The organism is Rhodococcus sp. IEGM 1381, assembly GCF_030056795.1.
Taxonomy (GTDB): domain Bacteria; phylum Actinomycetota; class Actinomycetes; order Mycobacteriales; family Mycobacteriaceae; genus Rhodococcoides.
Genome location: NZ_JASHKQ010000005.1, coordinates 88,834 through 110,093 on the forward strand (window position 1 = coordinate 88,834; position 21,260 = coordinate 110,093).

A 21,260-nucleotide genomic window follows, 5' to 3' on the forward strand; every position below is an offset into this window, starting at 1 on the left:
CGAAACGACCGTGTGGACACGAAGGATGCGGAGCGCCAGGAACGCACTGCAGCTGAAATTCTGCGTCGGTTCGAGACCCAACCCGGAGTGGTCCTCGCTGACGAAGTGGGTATGGGCAAGACGTACGTTGCACTTGCAGTGGCAGTCTCAGTAGTTCTGGCCACCCGGCGACGCAGCCAAGTCGTTGTAATGGTCCCCCCGTCGGTTGCCGAGAAGTGGCCCCGCGAGTGGGATGTTTTCGAGAACGTATGCATGACCCAATCACGAGGAATACGTGCGTCGGTTCCGATTCGGCGCGGGAGTGACTTCCTCCGTCTGCTCGATGACCCACCCGAACGGCGCAAGCACATCATCTTCATGACGCACGGTGCGTTGACGACAAATCTGAACGACCCATTCATCAAGCTCTCACTCCTTCGTCAGGCAACAATGCGACGACCGGAGTACCTCGCGCTGCGTCCGGCAATCGCCAAAGCCGCGCTGAAGCTTTTGAACAACAGCAAGTTCAGCGATACCAACCTTGTTGCCACGCTGCTCGAGACACCCGAGGCACGATGGATGCAAACCTGGAACGACATCAACACAGCCAACCAGTTGGACGACGACCCGGTCCCGCAAGCGCTGTTGCGGGCCCTCCCGTCCATCGACCTGGACATGCTTCGTACGGCGCTGTCAGGCATACCGAAGAACAAAACCTCGACATACGATGACCGCCTGGCAGCAGTACGCGCCCAGCTGACCAAAGCGCTCAACATTGCGTGGAAGCAGAGCCTCGGATCTCTGGACGAAAAGCTTCCTCTCTTGATTCTCGACGAGGCCCACCACGTCAAGAATGACAACCTCATTGCAGGTCTGTTCGCGAGCACGGAGGCCGAACGCGATGCAGATGCGCTGCAGGGTGCACTCGCGAACATGTTCGAGCACATGCTCTTCCTCACCGCGACCCCGTTCCAACTGGGTCATGGCGAGTTGCTCAGCGTGCTGAGCCGATTCTCAGGGGTTCGATGGCCGTCCAGCGCGGTCCGAGCGAAGTTCGACGCCCAGATGAACGAACTCCGAAAGGCTTTGGATGCCGCGCAGGGCCGGGCTTTCGCATTCGAACGAACCTGGTCCAGGATCGATGGGTCCGAAGCGCACGGGCTGGCGGTAATGACCTCCTTCGAGACCAACGATTCGATGACAGACTCCGTCAAAACAGCTCTCGAACTGGGTTCCGATACACGATCGAGCTTTTTGGATGCTGAAAAGTTGTTGCAGCCTTGGGTCATTCGGCACATGAAGGCCGAGAAGTACCAACGCCGTTCGTACAAGCCCGGAGCCTCGATCGTCAAAGGAGGAAGCCTGAAGAGCGGCATCGCAATTGCCGACAGCGCTACTCTGCCCTTCCTCCTCGCTGCGCGCGCCGAGTCGGTGGCGGCCCTCTCTGGACCGGCCGGAAATCAGTCTGCACGGTCGTACTTTGCTTACGGGCTGGCCTCGTCCTACGAGGCGTACCGCGACACTCGAAAAAATCGGCAGCCAGCAGTGGACGATGTGGAAGTTCTAGACAAGCCATCGCTAACAGTCGCACCTCAGCTGCAGTGGTACCTCGACCGGATCGACAGGGCTCTACCCACGGATTCTCTCGCAGGTGCCAGCCATCCAAAGCTGGCTGCGACCGTGGAGCGAGTCACCGAAAACTGGCGTGCCGGCCAGAAAACGTTGATCTTCTGTTTCTACAGAGAGACAGGAAAGGCACTAAGACAGCATATTTCACGCTCGATACGCTCCGAGATCGTGCGAATAGGCGCTGCCGGACTGAACCTTGACCCCAACGATCCGCAGGGCGTTCTGGACGAACTCGAGTCCATCAGTGACCGGCTTCTGCGATCAGACTCCCGCGGATACCAGGCCTTGCAAGAGAAGATTCAGAACCTGGCTGTCGAACTGTCCGAGCCGGACCGCGCCATACTGGCAGACGTCGTCATCCGATTCATGCGAACCGAATCCTTCCTTGTCCGTTATGCGAACCTATCCCCCGACATGACATTCCACAGATTGTTGGCGGGCTTCGACCGCACGGACAGTTCTGGAATGACGCTGAACCAGAGAGTCAGTCAGTTCGCTCAACTACTTGCGAAACGAACAGTGACCGAACGGGCAGGGATCCTGGACCGACTCTCCAGAATCAACACCGGTAGTAGAGCAACCGACGGTTTCGACCCGGCAGAGCACTCAGGCAAAACAGGCGACCGAGAAGTGCTGTTGCCGAACGTCCGTCTTGCCAACGGTGGGGTTCGCCAAGAAACGCGACAGAACCTGATGCAGACATTCAATACCCCATTCTTCCCGGAGGTTCTGGTCGCCAGTTCGGTCATGGCGGAAGGTGTCGACCTCCACCTCGACTGCCGGCACATCATTCATCACGATCTCGATTGGAACCCGGCGACACTCGAGCAACGGACGGGTCGGCTGGACCGCATCGGGTCCAAGGCCAAGACGACGGGCCTCCCAGTAGTCATCTACGAACCGTATCTGGCGGGCACCCACGACGAAAAGATGTTCACAGTGGTCAAAGATCGCGAGCGGTGGTTCGGAGTTGTCATGGGCGAATCCATGAAGACAGACGAAAGGTCGACCGAAGAACAGGCCGCTCGGGTTCCGCTACCGCCGGCACTGGCCAGTCAGCTGACAATGGACCTGTCCATCGCCGACTGACAAGCGGCTCATTTTTGGCACCCGGCGACCGGGCAACAGGCCTGTGTTTATCTCCTCCGCAGGCTCTTGATCGCGCCTGTGCATATCCACTCACTAGGGTTTGCGGTCATGACAACAGTGCTAGGTCGGCGGGCCGTCGACGTGCTCTTCGATCACGTGTTCCTCGGAAGGGTTCTCAACTCGCCTCGCTTCGCTTCGACCTGAACCCGACCACACTAAAACAGTTCGAGATGTTTCGCGTCGAGTTCGATCGGAGCGCACCGATCGAATTCGACGAAGAAGTCTCGAAGTCGGTGCACCTCGGGACCTGGGCTCAGTGACACACCACCAAACTGAAGTTCTCGCGTGGAACCGATAAGTCAGAAATCCGATTCAACGAGCACTGCACGGTCTCTGGCATTCCTGACATGGCGCACACCGTCCGAATCGGCCAGCTCTCCCCCATCGAGTGAGTACTCGATCGCTGCCAGCTGACGCACGACCCACACTCGGGGCTTATTCTCTTCGATCCCACTGAAGTAGGACGCCGACACGGGCGGCCTCGTGCGCTCGTCGATTTCCTCACTACGACAATCGCTGCCAGCGTCGCGCTCACGAGATGATGTCGCGAAAAACTTTGGGCCGAGGTGCGTGCCGTGGTCAGCACCCGAAGTGAGAGCAGCCTCCAGATACCAACCTATCGAACCCGTTCCAGTGTGTCGGCCGACGACGTTCTCGCAAATACCAGCACCACCCGACTCACGCGCTCCCGTGTCGCAAGTCGAAGCAGATCCGCGTACACCGACAACTGGGTCCAGTAGGCCTCCAGCGTCTTTGCCGTAACCCCCACATCGGTCTTGTAGTCCACGATCACCAGCGACCCGTCGTCTTCGCGATACACCAGGTCCGCGATTCCCTCGACCACGATGGTCTCGTTCGGCGACATGCCCGCGAGCTGCATTTCTTGCCAATGCTCGCGCGCGGCGGCGCGCTGCACAGGCTCAGAGTTGAACACCGACTTCGCGAGAAGCACGAACCGATCGAGATCAACCAAACCCGCCAAAGCGCCCGCGTTCCGAGCCTTCTCCTCGAACTCAGAATCCAGGGCCGTATCGAGCGGCACCGTTTCCAACAGCGCGTGCAAGGCAATGCCCAGCATCGTGCCGCTCTCGACAGACCCGACGGGTGGCGCAACCACCTCGATCGAACTCGCAGGGAAGAAAAGACCGGCCGACCGATACTCCGACAACACAGCCTCGTGTATCGGCAGGACCGCATGCGCAATCTGCGTCGCGGACACTGTCGACGGCAGCGCAGAGATCTCAGCCACTCGCGCAGTCTCGGCTTGCCATTCGTCCCAGCTCTGCAACGCAACCGAACTCGACTGGCCACTGTCTTCGACCCGCACTGGCTCGATCAGATCGGGAACCACGTTGGGAACGCCCGCGGTTCCTGCAGCGAGAGTCTTGCCCCAACTCCCCTTCGCTCCGACATAGCCCGAAACAGCAAGAGAGCTCTCGGCCCGCGTACACGCCACATACAGGAGACGAACTCGTTCGGCCTCGGTGTGCGCCTTCTCAATAGCGGACACGCTCGAAAAGTCGACGGAATGCACTGCAGCGCAGACATTCAGATGCATCGTCCCGTCATCGCCCCACACCAACGGGTCGGACGCCGTCCGGAAACCTCCACTCATTCCCGCAACGATGACCATCGGAAACTGCAGTCCCTTGGCGGCATGCATGGTCATGATCCGCACAGCATTGACCCCGACCTCGGGCAACACCGCTTCGGTGACGCGCGCGTTCTCGTCCTGCTGGGTTTGTGCCCACGCAAGATAGTCCCGCAGATCACCGCCGTCCTCGCCGTACCACGCATGCGCCTGATCGACGACGAACCGCAGTCGACGCCACACATCCCGATGCCGCGGCGAATCCATCGACACCTCGAACACCCGACGATCGGCAGCCAAACGACTCAGCAGAGCACCGGGGCTTAACAACCCCAGCTCGAACCAGACCGACTTCAGATACGCACGTCCAGCCGCGACCGGCGAATCTTCCAGACCCGCGGGTGCGTCAGAGAAGAAGTCCCACCGTCCTCCCGCTGCCTTCCACCGCAGCAAATCATCGTCCCCGCAACCGAACAGCGGCGTCCGCAGTGCAGCAACAACCGCAGCTTCGTTCGCAGTATCTGCGATGGCGCGGCAGGTCACGAGCAGATCATGGACCTCCTGCGTCGAATAGACCAACGATGATGCCTCGGAACGGAACTCAACACCGGCGTCATCGAGAGAGCGCTCGAGAAAGGGCAGAACAGCGCGCGACGGGATGAGGATGCAGATATCGCTGAGGTTCACTGGTCGATGTGTATATTCGCCGAACCCACCGGCCTCCTTCTGCCACCCCTGGTCGAGTGCGGTGGCGATGATGCGCGCGACGTCCCGTGATTCCCGGGCGCGCAGCACTTCTGACGCAGTCAACAAGTGCTCGTCTTTGACTGCCTCGCCGGAGTCGTCGAAGACGAAGGGAGCCGGACCCCACTCTGTTTCGGCCAACCAGTCCGGTCGACCTGGTGCCGGGTCGAGCGGGGTGTAGTCGGGCTGAACATAGCCGTTGGGGACGACCAGGGATCCGAACACCGAGTTCACCCAAGCCAAAACAGGTTTCGTGGAGCGAAAGTTCGTGGTCAGACGAACCACGTCAGCGGTATCCGTAGCATCACGCGCCGCCATGTAGGACGCGATATCTGCGCGACGGAACCTGTAAATCGACTGCTTCGGATCCCCCACCGTGAACAACCGGCCCGACTCGTCTGGACCGTCGACGATCAACCGGGCAATCTCCAATTGCAATGGGTCGGTGTCCTGGAACTCGTCCAGCATGATCCGCAGATAGGAGTTGTGGACAACCCGACGAACATTGTCATCACGCAACACGTTTTGGGCGTAGACAAGCAAATCGTGGAACTCGAGCTCACCCCGTCGGCGACGCTCGGCCGCCTCGTCGACAATCACGCGAGAAAGGTGGTGCACGACGATCGCCAACGCAGACGAAACGTACCGCGTCCGCTCGGCAACGGCAGCAGCGTTCAACTCATCGATCGAGCTCTTGATGTCCTTGACCATTGCAGTCCCGCCGACCCAGTTCGGGCCCTTGCCGCCGCGGCCTTTCGTCGGGCATTCCGCCGCGACTGCGATCCAGGCCGTGGAAGATCGGGCGTCTGCCATCGCGACTCGCCAGTCGGCGATCGAGGACAACCGCATGAGAAGTTCGTCGGACGGATCCGTGCAGTGCCTAGCAGAATCGACAACCTCATCGGCGGTACGCAGAAGAGCATCGATATCCGCGAGGGCCATCGTCGGAGCAACGTCGTCGACGACCAATCGGTCCCAGCTTCGATCGAGCGCATCGGCGAGAGTTCGTACCTGGTCCAGCGACGCTCCCGCACCCAGGATGATGCGCAGCGCGTCGGTGAGGCCGCTGGGGGCAGCGTGCTCGTCAGCGAAGAGCGCAGCCCGCATACGCCGCCAGCGGCGCTCGAACGAGAGCTGTGAACCCATCGCGTCCACCACGGCGACGCGAGGCGGCACACCCGCCTCCAGCGGGTGCTCGCTGACGATGCGCGCGGCGAAGGAATGGAGTGTCCCGATCGCGGCAGTGTCGATCTGCTCCATCGCCTTCTCGGCAGCATCGCCGGAAAAAGACGCAAGATGTGTGCGGACTCGTTCACGAAGTTCGGCCGCGGCCTTCTCGGTAAAGGTGATGGCTGCGATGCGGTCTAGTTCGATGCCATCATCGAGCACAAGATGACAGATGCGCTGGACGAGTGAGTGCGTCTTGCCGCTTCCCGCTCCTGCTTCGACGAACAGCGTTGCTGATGTGTCGGTTGCAATGCGTGCTCGAGCGACGCGGTCGACCAGCATGGTGTCTTCGTTTGCCATGTCAGTCTCCGTACTTCGCGCGGTAGTCGGCGAGTTCGGGGACGTCGCGCAGGCTTGACCACGCTCGTTCCAGTCCGGCTTTCCCGATGAGGTCGATCAGCGGGTTGGCCCAGAAACTGTCCGGTGGACGCGGCGGGAAGTATCCGGCTCGAATCATCTTCTGCACCCGAAAGATGTCTGCCTTCAACACCGCAACCGCGGCATCGGTGAGCGGGTAGCCGATCGTCTCGTACTTCGCTTTGTGGTTGACGAACCAGTACCGCGTCGTGACGTCGTTGCCCATCGTTAATGCCAGCAGCCCATACACGGGGCGCTGGAATTTGGTGCCGGCGTCGGTCGGCTCGGATTCGGAGAGCTTCTTGTACGACGTCGCCTGGCCGGACTTGTAGTCGGTGACCCGAATACGACCATCGGTATGCCGATCGATCCGGTCGATCTTCCCGGCGAACGCGATTTTCTCGCCGAAGACATCGAGCACAACCACGTCGGGTTCGACGCCGAAGTTTCGTTCGACGTGCAGTGGTGTCCATCCCCCTTCGCGGTCAGTTCGGTCGAGCTCGAACCACTCGACTAGTTCGCGTCGGATGATGCTGCTGTCCTTCTCCCACAGCTGCGGCAACCATCCGGGAGCGTCGACGCGGGCGTCTGCGAGCACCTCGTCGGAGACTTCGATGAGGTGGTCGAGCGTTGCGTCGATGCCGTCGACCGTTCCTTGGACGTAGCGCTCGAGAGATAGGTGCATCAGGTTGCCGCCGGTCAGCGGATCGAGCTGCGCGACGTCGTCTGGATCGTCGAGTGTGTCGACGCCGAGGACTGTCTTGACGAAGAACCGGTACGGACTCGCGACCCAGTCTTCGAGCCTGCTCGCCGATACCGGTTTATCGAAGAACGTCACGGCGTTCTCGATGTGGGAGACGTTGCCGTTGAAGCGGGTGAATTTACCCTTCAGTCTGTCGCTGCGAAGTTCCATCCCCGCGTTGACAACCGAATCGTCCAAAGCACCGCGACGATCACGTGCTCCGCGCTCTGCCAGCGCTCGCAGTCGCCACTCGGTCTCCGAGGCTGCACTAACGCCGATGCGAGGGTCGACGGTTTGTGTCGAGACGTCGAACGACTCGACCGTGACGATGGATTCGACGTTCGCAGTCTGCTTCTGCCAGTCGACGACGCCGATCTTGCTACCGGACAGGGCACCGAGCGTGGGCATGAGCCAGCGCGACGGCACCTTCTCCGCTCCCCCGCGCATACTCCCGCGAGGGAAGGACACGATGCGGTGATGGTTTCCCGACTCAAGCGTGGCCAGGAATTGCCACTTCTGTTGTTGGATCTCGTCGCCGAGAGTTCGGCCGACGAGCGTGCTCGGCAGCAGCGGATCCTCACGCCGTGTGGCGGGAAGGATGCCCTCGGCTGCACCGACGACGATGCACACATCGAAGTCTCTTCCTGCGCCGGCGGCCAGTGGGCCGACTGTGACGGCGGATGTCGTGGTTCCGACTGTCTCTGGCACAGCATCGATTCGCACGGAGATCGCATTGACAATTCCCGACAGGGTAGGCGGCGGTGCCACGCCGCCCAGCTCGCCGAGCTCCTGGCAGATCATCGTCAAGGCACGTAAGTCGTTGGTGGTGGGATCATCTGACTGCTTCGACCGGCCGTTGAAGTAGCGCCCTACGACGTCGATCACGCATCGCGATGCCTCAGACCAAGTCGAGGCGTCTGCGACTGCGTTTAGGTCATCGCGGAGGGTGGTCACCAATGAATGTACTACTGTGGCGACATTGGCGTCCGGGTCCTCTGGGTCCAGCTCCGTGAGTCTTTCCCAGTCGGAGCCGCCTACAATCTTGATCCGCGCGCGAGTCAGACGCTCGACGCGCCGAAGTGGAAGAGCTGCGATAGGAGCTCCGTAGTACCAGGTTACGACCCGTTCGGCCAGGATCGACAGCAGTTCGCGTCGGGGCATGACGTCGGTGTCGATACTGAGCAGTCGGCGCAGTGATCGTGCGGCTGGCCGATGTCTCATGGTGTGGCACTGTTCGCCGGCGAATTCGATTCCCGCGCTGTCGAAATGCTCGTGGATCAAACTTAGATAAGGATCGGCGTTCGCATAGAACACACCCATCCGGTGTCCTGGAACTCCGGCCGCGAGATGCTGGCGGACAAGCCTGGCTATGGACCGAATCTCGTCGTCGGCATCGGATGCATGAATCACCATGGTGCCGAGCGGTTCAGCATCGCTCTCGATCAGCTGCCCACGTGTAGTGAGAGCGTCGAGAAACTGCGACGCTCCCGGGTCCGCAGCCGTCGGGAGAAACACACCACCTCGCCCAGCTCATCGATGCGAGATGTCGCGGCGGTGTGTGCCTCGTGCGGAAGGTAATGCGTCTCTGTGTGCGCGGCCTTGGCGGCAGTGTGGACACGGAGCATGTCCCGCACCAAAGGAGTTGGATTGGCGGGTGATGGGTCAGCTACCGCACCGAGCGTGCGCGAGGCAGCCGCCAGAGCTTCGGCGGTGATGCGCTGATCTGCAACATCGACGAACACTCCGGGCTCGTCGGCAAGCCCCTTCTGCACTGACGCGGCGAGATACGGGAACGGGAGCGGGACGCGGGGTGCCAGTGCAGGGGCAGCCAGCGTGCCGACAGCCAGATCCAGCGTCAGGACTCGAGTGTTGGCGACCCCGCCGTGCCGGGCGAGGTACTGCAGAACGTCTCGGATGGCACCTCGACTTGGCACGATCACCGTGACGAGCCGAAGTGGGCGATCCCCTTTCGCTCGAGTGACGGCGTCGGCGAGGCGGTCATACAGATCGTTTCCCACCCATACATAATGTCCGACTGTCACCGTCCAGGTTCGTCACTTGACCAATGCAGCGCTGTCAACAGTGGCTACTCGAGCCAGTTCCAGTCCTTGAAACCACCGCGATCGAGCACCTGTCGGCAACTACCACGTTCAGACACGTGCCGATCAGTGCAGGATGCTGGGGCAACCCAAAATGCTAAGCGCGTATGCAGGCACGAAGAACTTAGTGCAGATCATCCACGACCATGTCGGCCGCCTGCTCTACATTGAGGGGTATGAACATCAGGCCTCGAGCACGAGTCACTTCTCGACGGCGATGCATGGCCGAGACGGAAAACAGTGCATGCGCTTAGACTCGCGCAACGCGCACTTGAGGTCACTTGAGGCAGCAAGCTAGCATACAGAAGTCGAACATCTGTACGAACTTACACACGGAAGGGTCACCAGTGGAGGTCAGAGTAGTGGAGTTCTTCGCTGGTTGCGGAGGGACCTCCGTTGGGTTCAAGCGGGCCTCGAACGACCACATCACGTACCGTGTGGTCGCCGGGGTAGAGCTCGACCCCTCAGCCGCACGCACGTTCGAGCGAAACGTGGGCGCACCAATTCTCGTATCTGACATACGGGACTTGACTGATCCAGTTGCATTTAGCAAGTTCGCCGAACAAATTGACGGCCCGGGCCCCTTGCTAGTCATCGGCTGCGCCCCATGCCAGGGATTCTCATCACACAGAAAAAAGGATAAGAGGGAAGATCCGAGGAACTCCCTACTTGCGACCTTCGCCCAAGTCGTAGTACAGCTAGACCCAACCGTCGTGGTCATGGAAAATGTCCCGGAGATGCTCTCGGAAGCACACTACCCATTCTTCATGCAATGGAAGGAGCGACTAATGGAGCATGGCTACACGATAAAAATCGACATCCACAATCTAGCCGAATTCGGCGTGCCCCAGGAACGATTTCGAGCGCTGGCTATCGCTGCAAAGTGGGAACAATTTGACATGCCCAACGGCATCTTGCACCATAGTCAATTTCGAACTGTCCGTGAGACAATTTCCAGCCTACCAAAACTAGAAGCAGGTGGGGTCGACCCAGTTGATCCCATGCACATTACGTCGAAGCACCGCGCGAGCACCGTCGAATTAATACGGCAGATCCCCCATGACGGAGGCAGTCGGAGGTCTCTCCCTACGGGTGTAGGTCTCAATTGCCATACAAAAGTTGATGGTTTTCGAGACGTATACGGACGTCTCTGGTGGGATCGCCCCTCCGTAGCCATTACCTCTCGCTGCCGGACTCCGTCTTGCGGTAGATTCACGCATCCTAACCAAGACCGTGGCTTAAGCGTCAGGGAAGCCGCCCTTCTTCAGGGGTTCCCCTCTGACTATTTTTTTGAAGGGACTTTTGACGATAAGTACAAGCAAATCGGAAACGCTGTATCACCTATATTCGCACAGGCAATTGCTGAACATTTAGCGTCTGAATGGGTTAAGGACCATTCGCAAGCAAGGGAAGAGTTGCTTTCAAAATATCAATTTCCGCTGAAGAAGTCCTTCTCTTCTAGCATCGCGCATATCAAGAAGAAGCGAATCGCGGTCTGACAATGAGTAGCCAAAGTTTTGTAGACTTCTTCTCGGGTGCCGGAGGCCTGAGCTTAGGACTCGGTCAGTCTGGTTTGGACCATTTGTACTCTTTTGATTCCGATGAACACGCTACGTTGACCCACCAAACCAACCAGAGATCGGGCGTCGTAGAAAAAAGATCTATCGCAGATGTCTCAGCAATGGAGATAATTGACCGATTTGGTCGGCCCGATGTCGTCGTGGGTGGTCCGCCCTGCCAGGGATTCTCAACAAAGGGAACTGGAAGAATCGGCGACCCAAGAAACAACTTGGTTTTGGACTACATCTCGATGGCGACGCAAATCGAACCATCTGTCATTCTGATGGAAAACGTTCCTGGCGTCTTGGGTCCTCGCGGCAAAGCTCTAATCGAAGCGGGCATCGAACTACTGACAAAGCATGGTTACGTTTTTGAAATGCAAGTAATCCGATGCGTCGACCTTGGAGTGCCGCAAACCCGCAGGCGCGCAATTGTCGCAGCTTGGAAACCAGACTTGAAGCCATTCGACTTTGTTGCGCTAACCACGCCTCGTCCGCCTAAAACTCTTCGTGATGCGATTCATGATCTGCCCGAGCCACCCGACGATGGCACTGTGCATCCTAGATACTTCAATCACTCCAAGGCAAGAATGAGCGCCTTAAACGTCGAGCGGATTAGTCACGTACCCCCCGGTGGCGGTCGCCTTGACGTGCCTGCGCATCTTCAAATGGCATGCCATGTACGAAGCACAGGGCGCCATTTGGACGTGTTTGGCAGGCTGGAGTGGGACAGTCCCGCTGCGACAATAACCGCGATGTTCGACAACTTCACACGAGGAAGATACGCGCATCCAGATTTTAATCGCAATATTACTAATCGCGAAGGCGCGCGCATCCAGACATTCCCGGACAGCTACCAGTTCCAAGGGCCAAAGAAGGAGGTTGCGCGGCAGATCGGAAACGCTGTACCGCCGCTTCTCGGGAAGGAACTAGGACTCCAAATCAAAAGTATGTTTAAGTAATATTAAGACTCTGAAGAATATCACGGAGGTGGGCTTCGAATGTACCCGAGGTCTTAAGTTTTACGATCGGGATTCCTACCGCGAAGATCAATATGGAACTATCCATTATCCGCCGCTCCCAGCCAGAATTCTCGTCGAGATACATTATAATGCCTACATCACAATGAAGATGCGAGGCATAACTGTACATTTGATAGACATCGGCTGACGTGGGCGCTTTAGCGGAATAACTCTTCGCGTCGACAATAGCAATAGCATTCCCCGCGGCAGAGTAGATGATGCAATCAGGGTCTACATTCGGACCCAGTATGCTTATGAAATTCGACTTAACACCCCTAAGTGGATGCAATCGACACCGATTACTAGATTTCGTAAGTATTTTTTGGATCGAGTTAGAAATTGCCCATTCCCAAAGTAACTCAGTATCAAAAAAATTGAACGAAGTACGTCTAACCGGATCTTGCGAAAACAGGTTAGAGGCTACGGTCGACCCTTGAATTATCTGCCGGCAAATTTTCATCAACACGCCGACTTGAGACGAATCTGGCACTTCATTCTCAATGTACGCTAGATCGTCTAGAATACACAAATCGGGCTTTCCTCTAAACGGCTGAACCCCACCAATGAGCGTTTTCAAGCGATGTATTTCTTTCAGCTCTTCTATCGACAGTAGGAAATTGCAAGCAATTTCATGAACAGTAAATGCCAGCACAGCCTCAAGCCTGTTCGGCCTTTCGATTTTGGAGACCTTACGAACAGATCGATGATAGATTCCTCTGCTAGCAAATCTCTTGATCGAATTTCCGATATCAAAAGCGCCTCCGAGATTCTCTTCACTGCTAACCCTGACATATTTAGGGGAAACTCCCTCATCCAACGACGAAAATACTAGACCAATAAAAGCAGCTATAAGGTCTTCTTCATCTCCTTGCGAATAAGAGCTAAACCTAGCCCCGAGCGCCACCGACCGACCTGCGGCCCTTTTCTGATCCTTCAAGAAATCAAAGAGCTCAGGCACTCGTGGCACTATGCGAACTTGACCCCGCGGGGTACGCGCAGAACCAACGAATTGATTGGCCACCACTAACGTCAACTTACTTCCCCGAGATATTTTTACTATTTTATATCTCTGAAGTATCTCAAGCGAATCCTTCCAAAGTTCTTGGAATTCACTTTCTAGCAGGGGCACCGGCTGTCCGCGTTGCACAATAACGAGGTCAGACAATCTCACTCCAAGGGTAGGCTTCGACAGCATCCTGGTAGATAGGATTGATTAGCCCATCAGCGCCAATGAGGAAATGAATAAGGGTCCCCGACCACACGGATTCAAGATCCTCAGACGTGCGCACATTTGCAAATTCCCCGTGCCCAAATGGGAGATCCTGCTTATAAGTCTCGTACCACCGTATCAATTTTTCTAGATCCGTATCGATCAACAAACCGCTAAGAATCTCGCTTAAAATTACTGAACTTGGGTTTAGTTGCACGCGATGCAGTCTCCGAAGAACCGCGTTGTCCAATGTCAGTGCGGATCGGTCTTTCGAGTTCATAGTCACGATAACCCTGAGGTTTGGAGCCAAACGAGTTTCTTTCTGGGAATATGTGAGGCGAAAGGATCGGTTCCTATGCTCGATGTACGTTAAGAGCTCTCCGAGGACTGCATGTACGTTCGCGCGCGTAAATTCCTCAATAAGTAAAATATACAGGCGCTGCGCTGGATCGTTCAGAGCGCGATCATTTATCGTCAACAGCGTCATGGGCTTGAGCTCAAAACCAGTTCCGTCCGTTTTAGGTACATAGCCCTCGACGAAGTTGTCGTAACCCATTCCTTCGTGGAATTGAATCTCCATGAATCGATGAGGGTCACCTTCCGTAATTAAAGTCGCTGCTTGTCGGGCGAGTCGAGACTTACCCGTGCCAGGAATGCCAGATAGCGCAATAAATTTTCGATCGCCAAAATTTTCTATTGCGTCTCTCAAGGCCGCTATTGATTCACCCCCGCTCTGCGTCACGCTCGGATCTATGTCCAACGACGGGCCGTCGTTCAGATAGTGCATGTAGGCGTCGCGCCCTTGCAATGCCCACTTTGGTGCCACCACCGGATCCGATATAATGTTGTCGATGTCAGCAATGTACCTGGCTTGAAGCTGCCAGTAACCGTCGCCTATATCGCGCATGAATGTCTGGCCAAAAGCAGCTTCGGTAAGTAGTGGCGTTATTCGACGTCGATCTTCCTCCGCCTGTGGCCCCAACTTCGCGGCTAAGCTATTTGTGTACACCCCGTCAATTGGCCGAATCTGTCGGATTCGAGATATAGCAGGCTGGAGATCGACCTCCCGGAGCAGCCAGATAAGAACGCGATTAACTTCATCCCAGTGAATTTTATTTTCGAGAGCTCTCGCAGCGATCAGCACGGCTCGAAAAGGATGTATATCCGTGTGATCGGGATATTTTCTTGGTGCAAATGGGTTCGCGAGGGTTTGCCTCGACAATACCTGCAGCGCCAAGCTGGCAATGTGATCTTGCGTGCCCTCAATTTGCCGACGGATGGATACGATCGATTGCCGAATTTCGCTACCAAGGCGAGTCGAATTTATTGTCTTTGTGTCGGAGTCGACATAGACTAGCCCCGCCTCTTCGAAGGTCTTTTTCCAAGTCCTCAAACGCTGATCAGTAATCTCCGAACTTGGACTTTGGGCAGCCGACTTTGCCTTTTGGTTTTCGGATATTACTTCTTTAATATTGGATCGTATCCCATCATACGGACTTGAGAATATTTCTCCTTCGGATAGCAAGAACGCAGACAAGTAAACGGGCATCTCACCCAGAGTGAGACTAAATCCTGGAGCAGTTACGACATCATGGTTCGATGTATCCCAGCGGTCTTCCATCTGGCTCCTATCCGGTGGTACAGTCTGATGTTTGAAAAATACGGTGCTTCTCGATTGTAGCTTCAGCCGCTATTGGCTTTGTCATATCTGCTTACAAACTAGCCCAGCATCCACGCTGCAGTGTTCTCTAGCGAATTACAGCGCACAATGTCGATCTGGAGGTCCGTGCGAGGGCTTACAGTTTGTTCGAGGTTTGCGGCCGTTGACAACGCGTACCGAGGCGGCGGCCAAGCAGGCCGGGGTGGCCAAGGAAACTGCCGTCACCTTCAAGTCAGGACCGTGCGGACGGCGCTGGTTTCGCCAGCGCTGATTCCGCTTCGCCCCTTGCGCGGCGTCGAACAAGCCAACGACCCTCTTGAGCACCCTATGTGAAGAGACGGCCGCGCATCCAATTTGAGGGACTAGAGTACCTCGATTGGTTCACCGAGAGCAGGCAATGAGTACCTAGACAACGTCTCCGCATGACGAACACCTCCACTATTTCGATCGCAACTTGCACGGGCTCGAAGTCGTTCGAAAAGTCACGGGTCGTGTCAGCATGAATGTTCGCAGGTGTCCCGACTTTGACGTTCGGGCCCAGGTATCTCGCAAGGGATAAACTGCCGGATAACTTGGCCAGGTATGAGTCGGAGGTATCGTGGTCCAGGACAGACCAGTCTGACAAGATTCCCTCTGTGGCACACTCTTGGTTCTCGACCAGCTCGGTGCGGCGACCGTCCTTCAACCTGTTGACACGCTGTTTGCACACCTCGCCTCCAGCAAAATTGCCACGACATCGCACAGGTGTCGCACCTCGCTCACCGTCGGCGCTAGTTCGTACGCATGGTGGTGGCATGCGTTGCTCAATCGGTTCCATGCCATCGCGGCAGCGTCGGCGTTCTCGGCTGTGTCGAGTGACCGCATGATCACAAGCCGCGATCGCATACTCGGCCGCTCGATATCCACACCTAGCGCCACGCAACGCTCGATTACCAATTCCTCCAACGCCTGGCGAGCGAGGAACGCGGCCAGACGCCCCGAACCGCCTGCAGCACCATGACTTCCGTCGAGCAGCAGTTCGGCATTTCTCAGCGCTACTGCCGGTGACGTGGTCGTAGTCATTCAGCGAGGATCCCGTCGACCATCTTCTTAAGGTCGTTCACCACTTCCCAGGTGATCGGTCGATCGGCACCGTTATGAGTACCGGCGTTCGCGATGTGGAGCGTCGAAAAGCGTTCGGTGCGGAATCCCAGCCACTGCGATAGGTCGCGTTCGGAATCCTGGTGCACGGCCAGCGCAATCTTGTTGCGCGTCTTGTGCACTGCCGACCACCGCTCTTCGGTCGCCAGCCGAGACTCCCCCGCCCGATGTTGCTTGGCGTAGAACACCTGCTGTGCGGCCGATTCCAGGGCCAACCGGAACAAGCCCGGCGCAACTCGCCGCTTGACGTCCTCGGGCACATTCTCGTCCAGGACCAATGCCCGCACATCGTTGAAATACCGGGTCGCTTGATTCTGCGTCTCCGAAACACTGATGTTGGAACCTGGTTCGCGCATCACCTCCACCAGTCGAGCGTCGACAGCGAGTTGCCTGATCGCAGTCGCCAATCGATCATCGTGCGAGAACACGATGACCTGCCTGGTCTTCGCGAGCGTCGACAGCACCTTGATGAAGCCGTCGATCTTCGCTGGATCCATCGCCTGGATCGGGTCGTCCAGCACGATGAATCGAAACGGACTGTTCGGCGTAGTCGCTCTCGGTATGAACAGTGCCAATGCCAAGGCATGCAGTTCGCCCTGACTCATTACCGACAGCGCCTCGGACTCCACGCCGTCGACCGAGCCGGTCATCACCACTCGCCTACTGGTGTTGTGGCCCACCAAGTTGATAGCACCGATGTCGACATTGCTTTCCTGCCGCAACTCCGCCCAAATGTCGCGCGCCTGCTCAGCAATCGGAGCAAGCCGCTGATCCCTCAATTGCTTGGCATGCGAGGCAATCCACTTCTTGGCCGCGTCGACGTTCTTGACAGCCTCATCGGCCTCTCGCGCCGCGGATTCGAGGGTGGCCCACGCGGCCAGACGTCCAGCAATCGGCGCCCACGTGTCCTCACGCTGCGCCGCCGCTTCCTTGGCCTCGGTGCGCAGCACCTCAGCAGACTCGATAACCGCGGGCATCGTCGTGGCCAAGTGATCCGCCACACCGGAAGAACTCGACGGTTGCTCTCGCGCCGCGGCGACGGACTTTCGATACTCGGACAGGGAAGGCAGGTCGACGCCCTCCACCGCGGTGGCGTCGGCGATTCCATTCCCCAGTTCGACTGCGGCGCGTTGCGCTTGGTCGAGTCGGCGGCGACTGTGCTTGTAGGCGGCCAGTTTCTGGCTCTGCTCGGCAAGCTGCGCCCGCGAGTGCTCGGCCCACGCATCGTCGAGCGTCCCCGTCGCGCAGACCGGGCACTCGATAGTGCCCGTCTCACTGTGCAGTCGCAGGGCCGCATCGAGCAGATCGTTGCGCTGCTCCACCGCCGACAGTGCCTCATCAGCGGAATCCGCAGTATCTGCCGCAGCTACCCGGAGCTCCGCCACCACCTCGTCGACACGCTGCTGCGTTGGGGCGCTCAACGCTGCGAGCCGCTTCAAACCGATGAGCGCGGGCGATGCCGATGCGTCGGCCCCGGTGGCGAGCGCCAGCACCGCGTCGAGATCCGCGACCCGCTTCTTGATAAGGCCTACAGCAGTTTTCGCACGATCGTCCGACGCTTCCGACGCTTCCGACAACGAGTTCTTGAGCTGGCGCAGGCTCTCCGCTGCTCGTTGCCGGGGCCCCTTGACCTCCTTGAGTACCGCTGCCAGTCGCTTCTCGGCATCGGTGATCTCGTCGAGTCCGAGGAGTTTGGCCAAGGCGTCGTGCAGGGCGGACGGCGTCGCGTCGAACAGTCCGCCGATTTCGTCGTAGGACAGGATCGGGCGATGTAATTCGACGGCAGACTTCCACCCAAGTGCATCGGTACCGGTGCTGCGCTTCTGCTTTCCCACCTGAGTCCAGGTGGAGGATCCCTTCAGCGCGGCATCGGATGTCCAGTCGACACCGACTACCGTCGGTTCGGACCCTTCGATCGTGAGCCCCACCCGCACCTCACACGGATCTCCCTGATGCAGATTGCGCCAGGTGTCGGCCCACAGCTTGGCCTTGTTCTCCCAGCGGTAACTCGAACCGGTGATAGCGAATTCGAGCGCCTCGGCAAAGCTCGACTTTCCCGATCCGTTGCGGCCACTGACGATCGTGATGCCCGGCGCGGGGTGTAGCTCCAGCGCTGCCTTGGGCCCGATGCCGCGGAATCCCGCGGCAGTGATCGAGGTCAGAAATGCACCGACCGGCTCTTCGACGAGCTGGCTACCCGACGGCTCCGGAACGTGCGGGGTCGAGATGCCGTCGAGAAGTTCTTGCAGTGCTGTCGGCCCTTCCAAGGCCGCGAGAACGCAGTACTTGACCTCATCGGACAGTTCATTGTCCGCGTCGATGGCGTCGATCACCACGTCGACGAGTGGCCTGTCGACAGCATTGTCGGCAATGGTCACCGGCACTCCCCTGTTCGTTCTGATGGCTAACCAGACCCCACAGTTCCATACGGGACCGACAGTTCGCAGGGACATCAATGTCTCCGCGCTGAACTCTCAGGATCGCCCGTTGCCCGGAGGTCATTCGGCGACAGTGATCGGTGAGCTTTACAAGCTCACCATTCGTTCGCGTCTTCAGCTTTGTGCATTGTCGATGGATCGGGCCAGACCCTCAGATCGAAGAAAATAAAGTGACAATCACTCTTCGGCCACCACTAGTTCGCGTGCCACGAACTCGCTCACGACTATCGGTATCCCGAATCCGCCACCTGAACCATCGCAAAGAGCATCCATGATGTCTTCGTGGTGCGCGAAAGTGTCGTGCCGATGCTCGACGATTCGTCTGATGACATCGCCTAACTCTGCCCATCGTATGAGGAAGTCAGGTGAGGACTCGGCGACCCCACCATCAAGAAACGCATAGGAAAAACTGTTCGTATTGGCACGCAGGAGCACGTCGAGCGCATCGTCGCGCAGTCGAAATCTGGTCATATCACGATGCCTCACGCTTGTTGGCTACAGGTCTTTGATCTGCACATTCATCAATTAAAACAGCCCCAATTCTCGACATAGCGGTCGTGTGGCGATTCTCAACAGCCGTCGGAGCAGATTGCTCCGGTTGGAGAAGTGCGCTCATGGTTTGACTTCCACTCCTCGAGCGATGTGACTTGGAGGGATGGGTAGCCGGTCAGGCGGAGTCCGCTGGAAGCACCGGGATCGAACCGTCGGACCTGCGCGCGATTTCGATCGCAACGTCCGCCTGTAGGCCGCTCAGCCGAATTGGATGCTGCAACCATAACTGCACACGCCGACCGGCTTGGTACAAAAGTGCGATTGGAGCGCTGCCCGAGCCCCCAGACTCCTCAACTATTGAAGAACACTGCTTCTGTCGGATGGGCGTGTCATCCTTACCGCATGCCGAACGGACGCAACGCCGACCCTGACGTGGTCGCCGACAAACTTGCTCGTATCCGAGACCCGCATGTCCGACCGCTCAATGCACTGTCCGACATCATTGCCGAGTCCGTCGGTCTCCCGCACGGCCACGTTCCCTACGTCGATCCAGACCAGGGTGGTACCAACGCCCGAATGTTGGTGCTGCTCGACAACCCTTCCACGAAAGCTGAGAGCGGCACCGGATCCGGCCTGCTAAGCCTGGACAACAACGACCGCACGGCTCGCAATTGCCGAGAAGCATATGAACGCCATGGTGTCTCACATGCCGACGTGGTCCACTGGAATGTAGTTCCCTTCCCCGTCGCAGGCATCAAGAATGGCGGTTCCACCCCTGCCGAGCGAACTCGATCTGTGCAATGGACAAAGGCTTTCGTCGAGCTGTGCCCACGAATAGAGATCGTTCTTCTGCTCGGTGCCGCAGCTCGTGACGGTTGGGCGCGCACAGGAATCGACCGGGATTTCTATGTCGTCCCCGGGAAGATTCCTCACTGTTCAGCAAGGGGGTTGAACACGGGCGGCGGACGCGAGCGCTTTGAGTCCGCGATCGCGCAGGTCGCGGAGATGCTTCGATAGAGAACAGCTGATAACGCTCGTGGATGGATCGACCGTTCGAAGTGGCCCGTCGGCAACGGAGCGTTGCAATCAGGGTCAAGCCCCCGAACCACAGTCGACTGGACGATCGCACCGGTCACGGCGGAAGTGCTGTCGCTGAGAAGCCACGCGGCGGCCTCGGCAACCTCGCCGGCCTCCGCCATGCGACCCATCAGCGACTCAGAGCTACTGGCCGCGATGACACCCGGTGCCTTGCCTCCAACTCGCCCATCATTTCTGGAGCAGTTCCTCCGGGCATCAGACCGTCTACACGGATACCCACCGAGGCCCAGGTGACAGCAGCCGCTTCTGTGATGCTGTTGAGCTCCCGCTTCATCGCCCCGTAGGCCGGCAGCGGTGGGACGGCACGGCGGCTGCCGATACTCGAAGTGTTCACGATGGCACCGCCTCCACCGCCTCCACTGCTACGCATATGGGCGGCTTCAGCATTCATCGCAGTCCAGTGGGCGCGGAAGTTGACGGTGCACTGCTCATCGAGGACGTCGTCGGATGGTACCGACGACATCGTTGACGCCCGATCTACGGCGCTCCGAAACCATACGTGTACCTGCCCGTGTCCCAGTTCATCGTTGAGTTGTACTTGTAGCCGCTCATCGTGCCGTCGCCGTTGTCCTTGTTCGCGGCAAAACATTCGAAGACCGTGGTGCTCGCGGTCAGGTCATCGGTCGAGCCGCCGCCGACCGGTGAGCAGGTGACGGAGATGATCGGGCCGTTGATCGTGCCCTTGTCAGCGTGACCTTGGGCCATAGTTTGGACACTGCTCTCGATTCCAGAGACCGCCAGCAATCGTCGGACTCGTTCGGCCGAATCGGCGGCGTCCTTCTCCGCGGCAACGGTAGCTACTCGTTCTGCCTCGACCTTCGCAGCTTCCTCCGCTGCTAGTTGGGCGGCTTGCTGCGACGCCTGAAGCTCGGATTCGACTCGCGAATCGTTGGCAATTTTCAGTGTGGTTCCGCCAATAGCGAGGACGAGCAGTACTGCTGCTGCAATCACAACGACGCGGCGCGGTGGTCGCCTCCACGACGGTTTCTTCGCAGTTGAGTCTGTACTGCCGGGGGCGGGTAACGACAACCACTTCGAGCCATCCCAAAAGCGTTGTTCACCTTCGGGTGTGGGGTACCAACCCGGCGCGGGGCTTTGGGGATTGTCGTTCATCCTGGCCGTCC

At 58.2% G+C, this 21,260-nt stretch carries 15 protein-coding genes and 1 pseudogene; 4 read left to right on the forward strand and 12 right to left on the reverse strand.

Going from position 1 to position 21,260, the window contains the following annotated elements; translation table 11 throughout:
* Positions 1–12: 12 nt before the first annotated feature.
* The gene (locus tag QM797_RS14830; RefSeq protein WP_283276401.1) at positions 13–2,697 is read left to right on the forward strand and encodes a helicase-related protein; all 2,685 of its coding nucleotides are present in this window, start codon (positions 13–15) and stop codon (positions 2,695–2,697) included.
* 676 nt (positions 2,698–3,373) lie between these two features.
* Here QM797_RS14830 and QM797_RS14835 read toward each other — a convergent pair.
* From QM797_RS14835 to QM797_RS14845, 3 genes are read right to left on the reverse strand one after another with little or no spacing between them, the layout of a single operon-like run.
* Positions 3,374–6,619, reverse strand: a complete 3,246-nt coding sequence (locus tag QM797_RS14835) for a UvrD-helicase domain-containing protein (protein ID WP_283276402.1) — start codon at positions 6,617–6,619, stop codon at positions 3,374–3,376.
* Between the two features lies 1 nt (position 6,620).
* Positions 6,621–8,933, reverse strand: coding sequence for a PD-(D/E)XK nuclease family protein (locus tag QM797_RS14840; protein ID WP_283276403.1), 2,313 nt, complete (start codon positions 8,931–8,933; stop codon positions 6,621–6,623).
* Positions 8,861–9,436 (reverse strand): hypothetical protein, encoded by a 576-nt coding sequence (locus tag QM797_RS14845; RefSeq protein ID WP_283276404.1) that lies wholly within the window; start codon positions 9,434–9,436, stop codon positions 8,861–8,863. Before QM797_RS14845 ends, QM797_RS14840 begins: the two co-directional genes overlap by 73 nt.
* 443 nt (positions 9,437–9,879) lie before the next feature.
* Between QM797_RS14845 and QM797_RS14850 the strand changes: the two genes are divergently transcribed.
* Together QM797_RS14850 and QM797_RS14855 are read left to right on the forward strand one after the other, a co-directional pair.
* Complete coding sequence (locus tag QM797_RS14850) at positions 9,880–11,016, forward strand: DNA cytosine methyltransferase (RefSeq protein WP_283276521.1); 1,137 nt, start codon at positions 9,880–9,882, stop codon at positions 11,014–11,016.
* A 2-nt stretch (positions 11,017–11,018) separates the two neighbouring features.
* Positions 11,019–12,038, forward strand: a complete 1,020-nt coding sequence (locus tag QM797_RS14855; protein ID WP_283276405.1) for a DNA cytosine methyltransferase — start codon at positions 11,019–11,021, stop codon at positions 12,036–12,038.
* On the opposite strand, the gene QM797_RS14860 is transcribed toward QM797_RS14855, so the two are convergent.
* The 5 genes from QM797_RS14860 to QM797_RS14880 form a co-directional block, all read right to left on the reverse strand.
* Entirely contained in the window at positions 12,031–13,056 is a 1,026-nt protein-coding gene (locus QM797_RS14860; protein ID WP_283276406.1) for a hypothetical protein, read from the reverse strand. The genes QM797_RS14855 and QM797_RS14860 overlap by 8 nt on opposite strands.
* 199 nt (positions 13,057–13,255) lie before the next feature.
* Positions 13,256–14,929: an AAA family ATPase gene (locus QM797_RS14865; protein WP_283276407.1), complete on the reverse strand. Its 1,674-nt coding sequence runs from the start codon at positions 14,927–14,929 to the stop codon at positions 13,256–13,258.
* 720 nt (positions 14,930–15,649) lie between these two features.
* Positions 15,650–16,030 carry a hypothetical protein gene (locus QM797_RS14870; RefSeq protein ID WP_283276408.1) on the reverse strand — a complete coding sequence of 127 codons (381 nt, stop codon included), beginning with the start codon at positions 16,028–16,030 and terminating at the stop codon, positions 15,650–15,652.
* Positions 16,027–18,486 carry an AAA family ATPase gene (locus QM797_RS14875; RefSeq protein ID WP_283276409.1) on the reverse strand — a complete coding sequence of 820 codons (2,460 nt, stop codon included), beginning with the start codon at positions 18,484–18,486 and terminating at the stop codon, positions 16,027–16,029. The genes QM797_RS14870 and QM797_RS14875 overlap by 4 nt, the downstream gene beginning before the upstream one ends.
* 237 nt (positions 18,487–18,723) lie before the next feature.
* Complete coding sequence (locus tag QM797_RS14880) at positions 18,724–19,017, reverse strand: hypothetical protein (RefSeq protein ID WP_283276410.1); 294 nt, start codon at positions 19,015–19,017, stop codon at positions 18,724–18,726.
* 423 nt (positions 19,018–19,440) lie between these two features.
* Here QM797_RS14880 and QM797_RS14885 point away from each other — a divergent pair, with 423 nt between their 5' ends.
* On the forward strand, positions 19,441–20,055 hold the full coding sequence (locus QM797_RS14885; RefSeq protein ID WP_283276411.1) for a uracil-DNA glycosylase: 615 nt from the start codon (positions 19,441–19,443) through the stop codon (positions 20,053–20,055).
* On the opposite strand, the gene QM797_RS26240 is transcribed toward QM797_RS14885, so the two are convergent.
* From QM797_RS26240 to QM797_RS26360, 4 genes and pseudogenes are all read right to left on the reverse strand, one after another.
* On the reverse strand, positions 19,968–20,246 hold the full coding sequence (locus QM797_RS26240; protein ID WP_349307199.1) for a hypothetical protein: 279 nt from the start codon (positions 20,244–20,246) through the stop codon (positions 19,968–19,970). The two genes, QM797_RS14885 and QM797_RS26240, sit on opposite strands and share 88 nt — an antisense overlap.
* Positions 20,246–20,725, reverse strand: a complete 480-nt coding sequence (locus QM797_RS14890) for an SDR family NAD(P)-dependent oxidoreductase (RefSeq protein WP_349307200.1) — start codon at positions 20,723–20,725, stop codon at positions 20,246–20,248. Before QM797_RS14890 ends, QM797_RS26240 begins: the two co-directional genes overlap by 1 nt.
* On the reverse strand, positions 20,614–21,087 hold the full coding sequence (locus QM797_RS14895; RefSeq protein ID WP_283276527.1) for a DUF2510 domain-containing protein: 474 nt from the start codon (positions 21,085–21,087) through the stop codon (positions 20,614–20,616). The genes QM797_RS14890 and QM797_RS14895 overlap by 112 nt, the downstream gene beginning before the upstream one ends.
* A gap of 69 nt (positions 21,088–21,156) precedes the next feature.
* Positions 21,157–21,249: pseudogene (locus tag QM797_RS26360) on the reverse strand (DUF2510 domain-containing protein); the annotation flags it as partial.
* Positions 21,250–21,260: the final 11 nt, after the last annotated feature.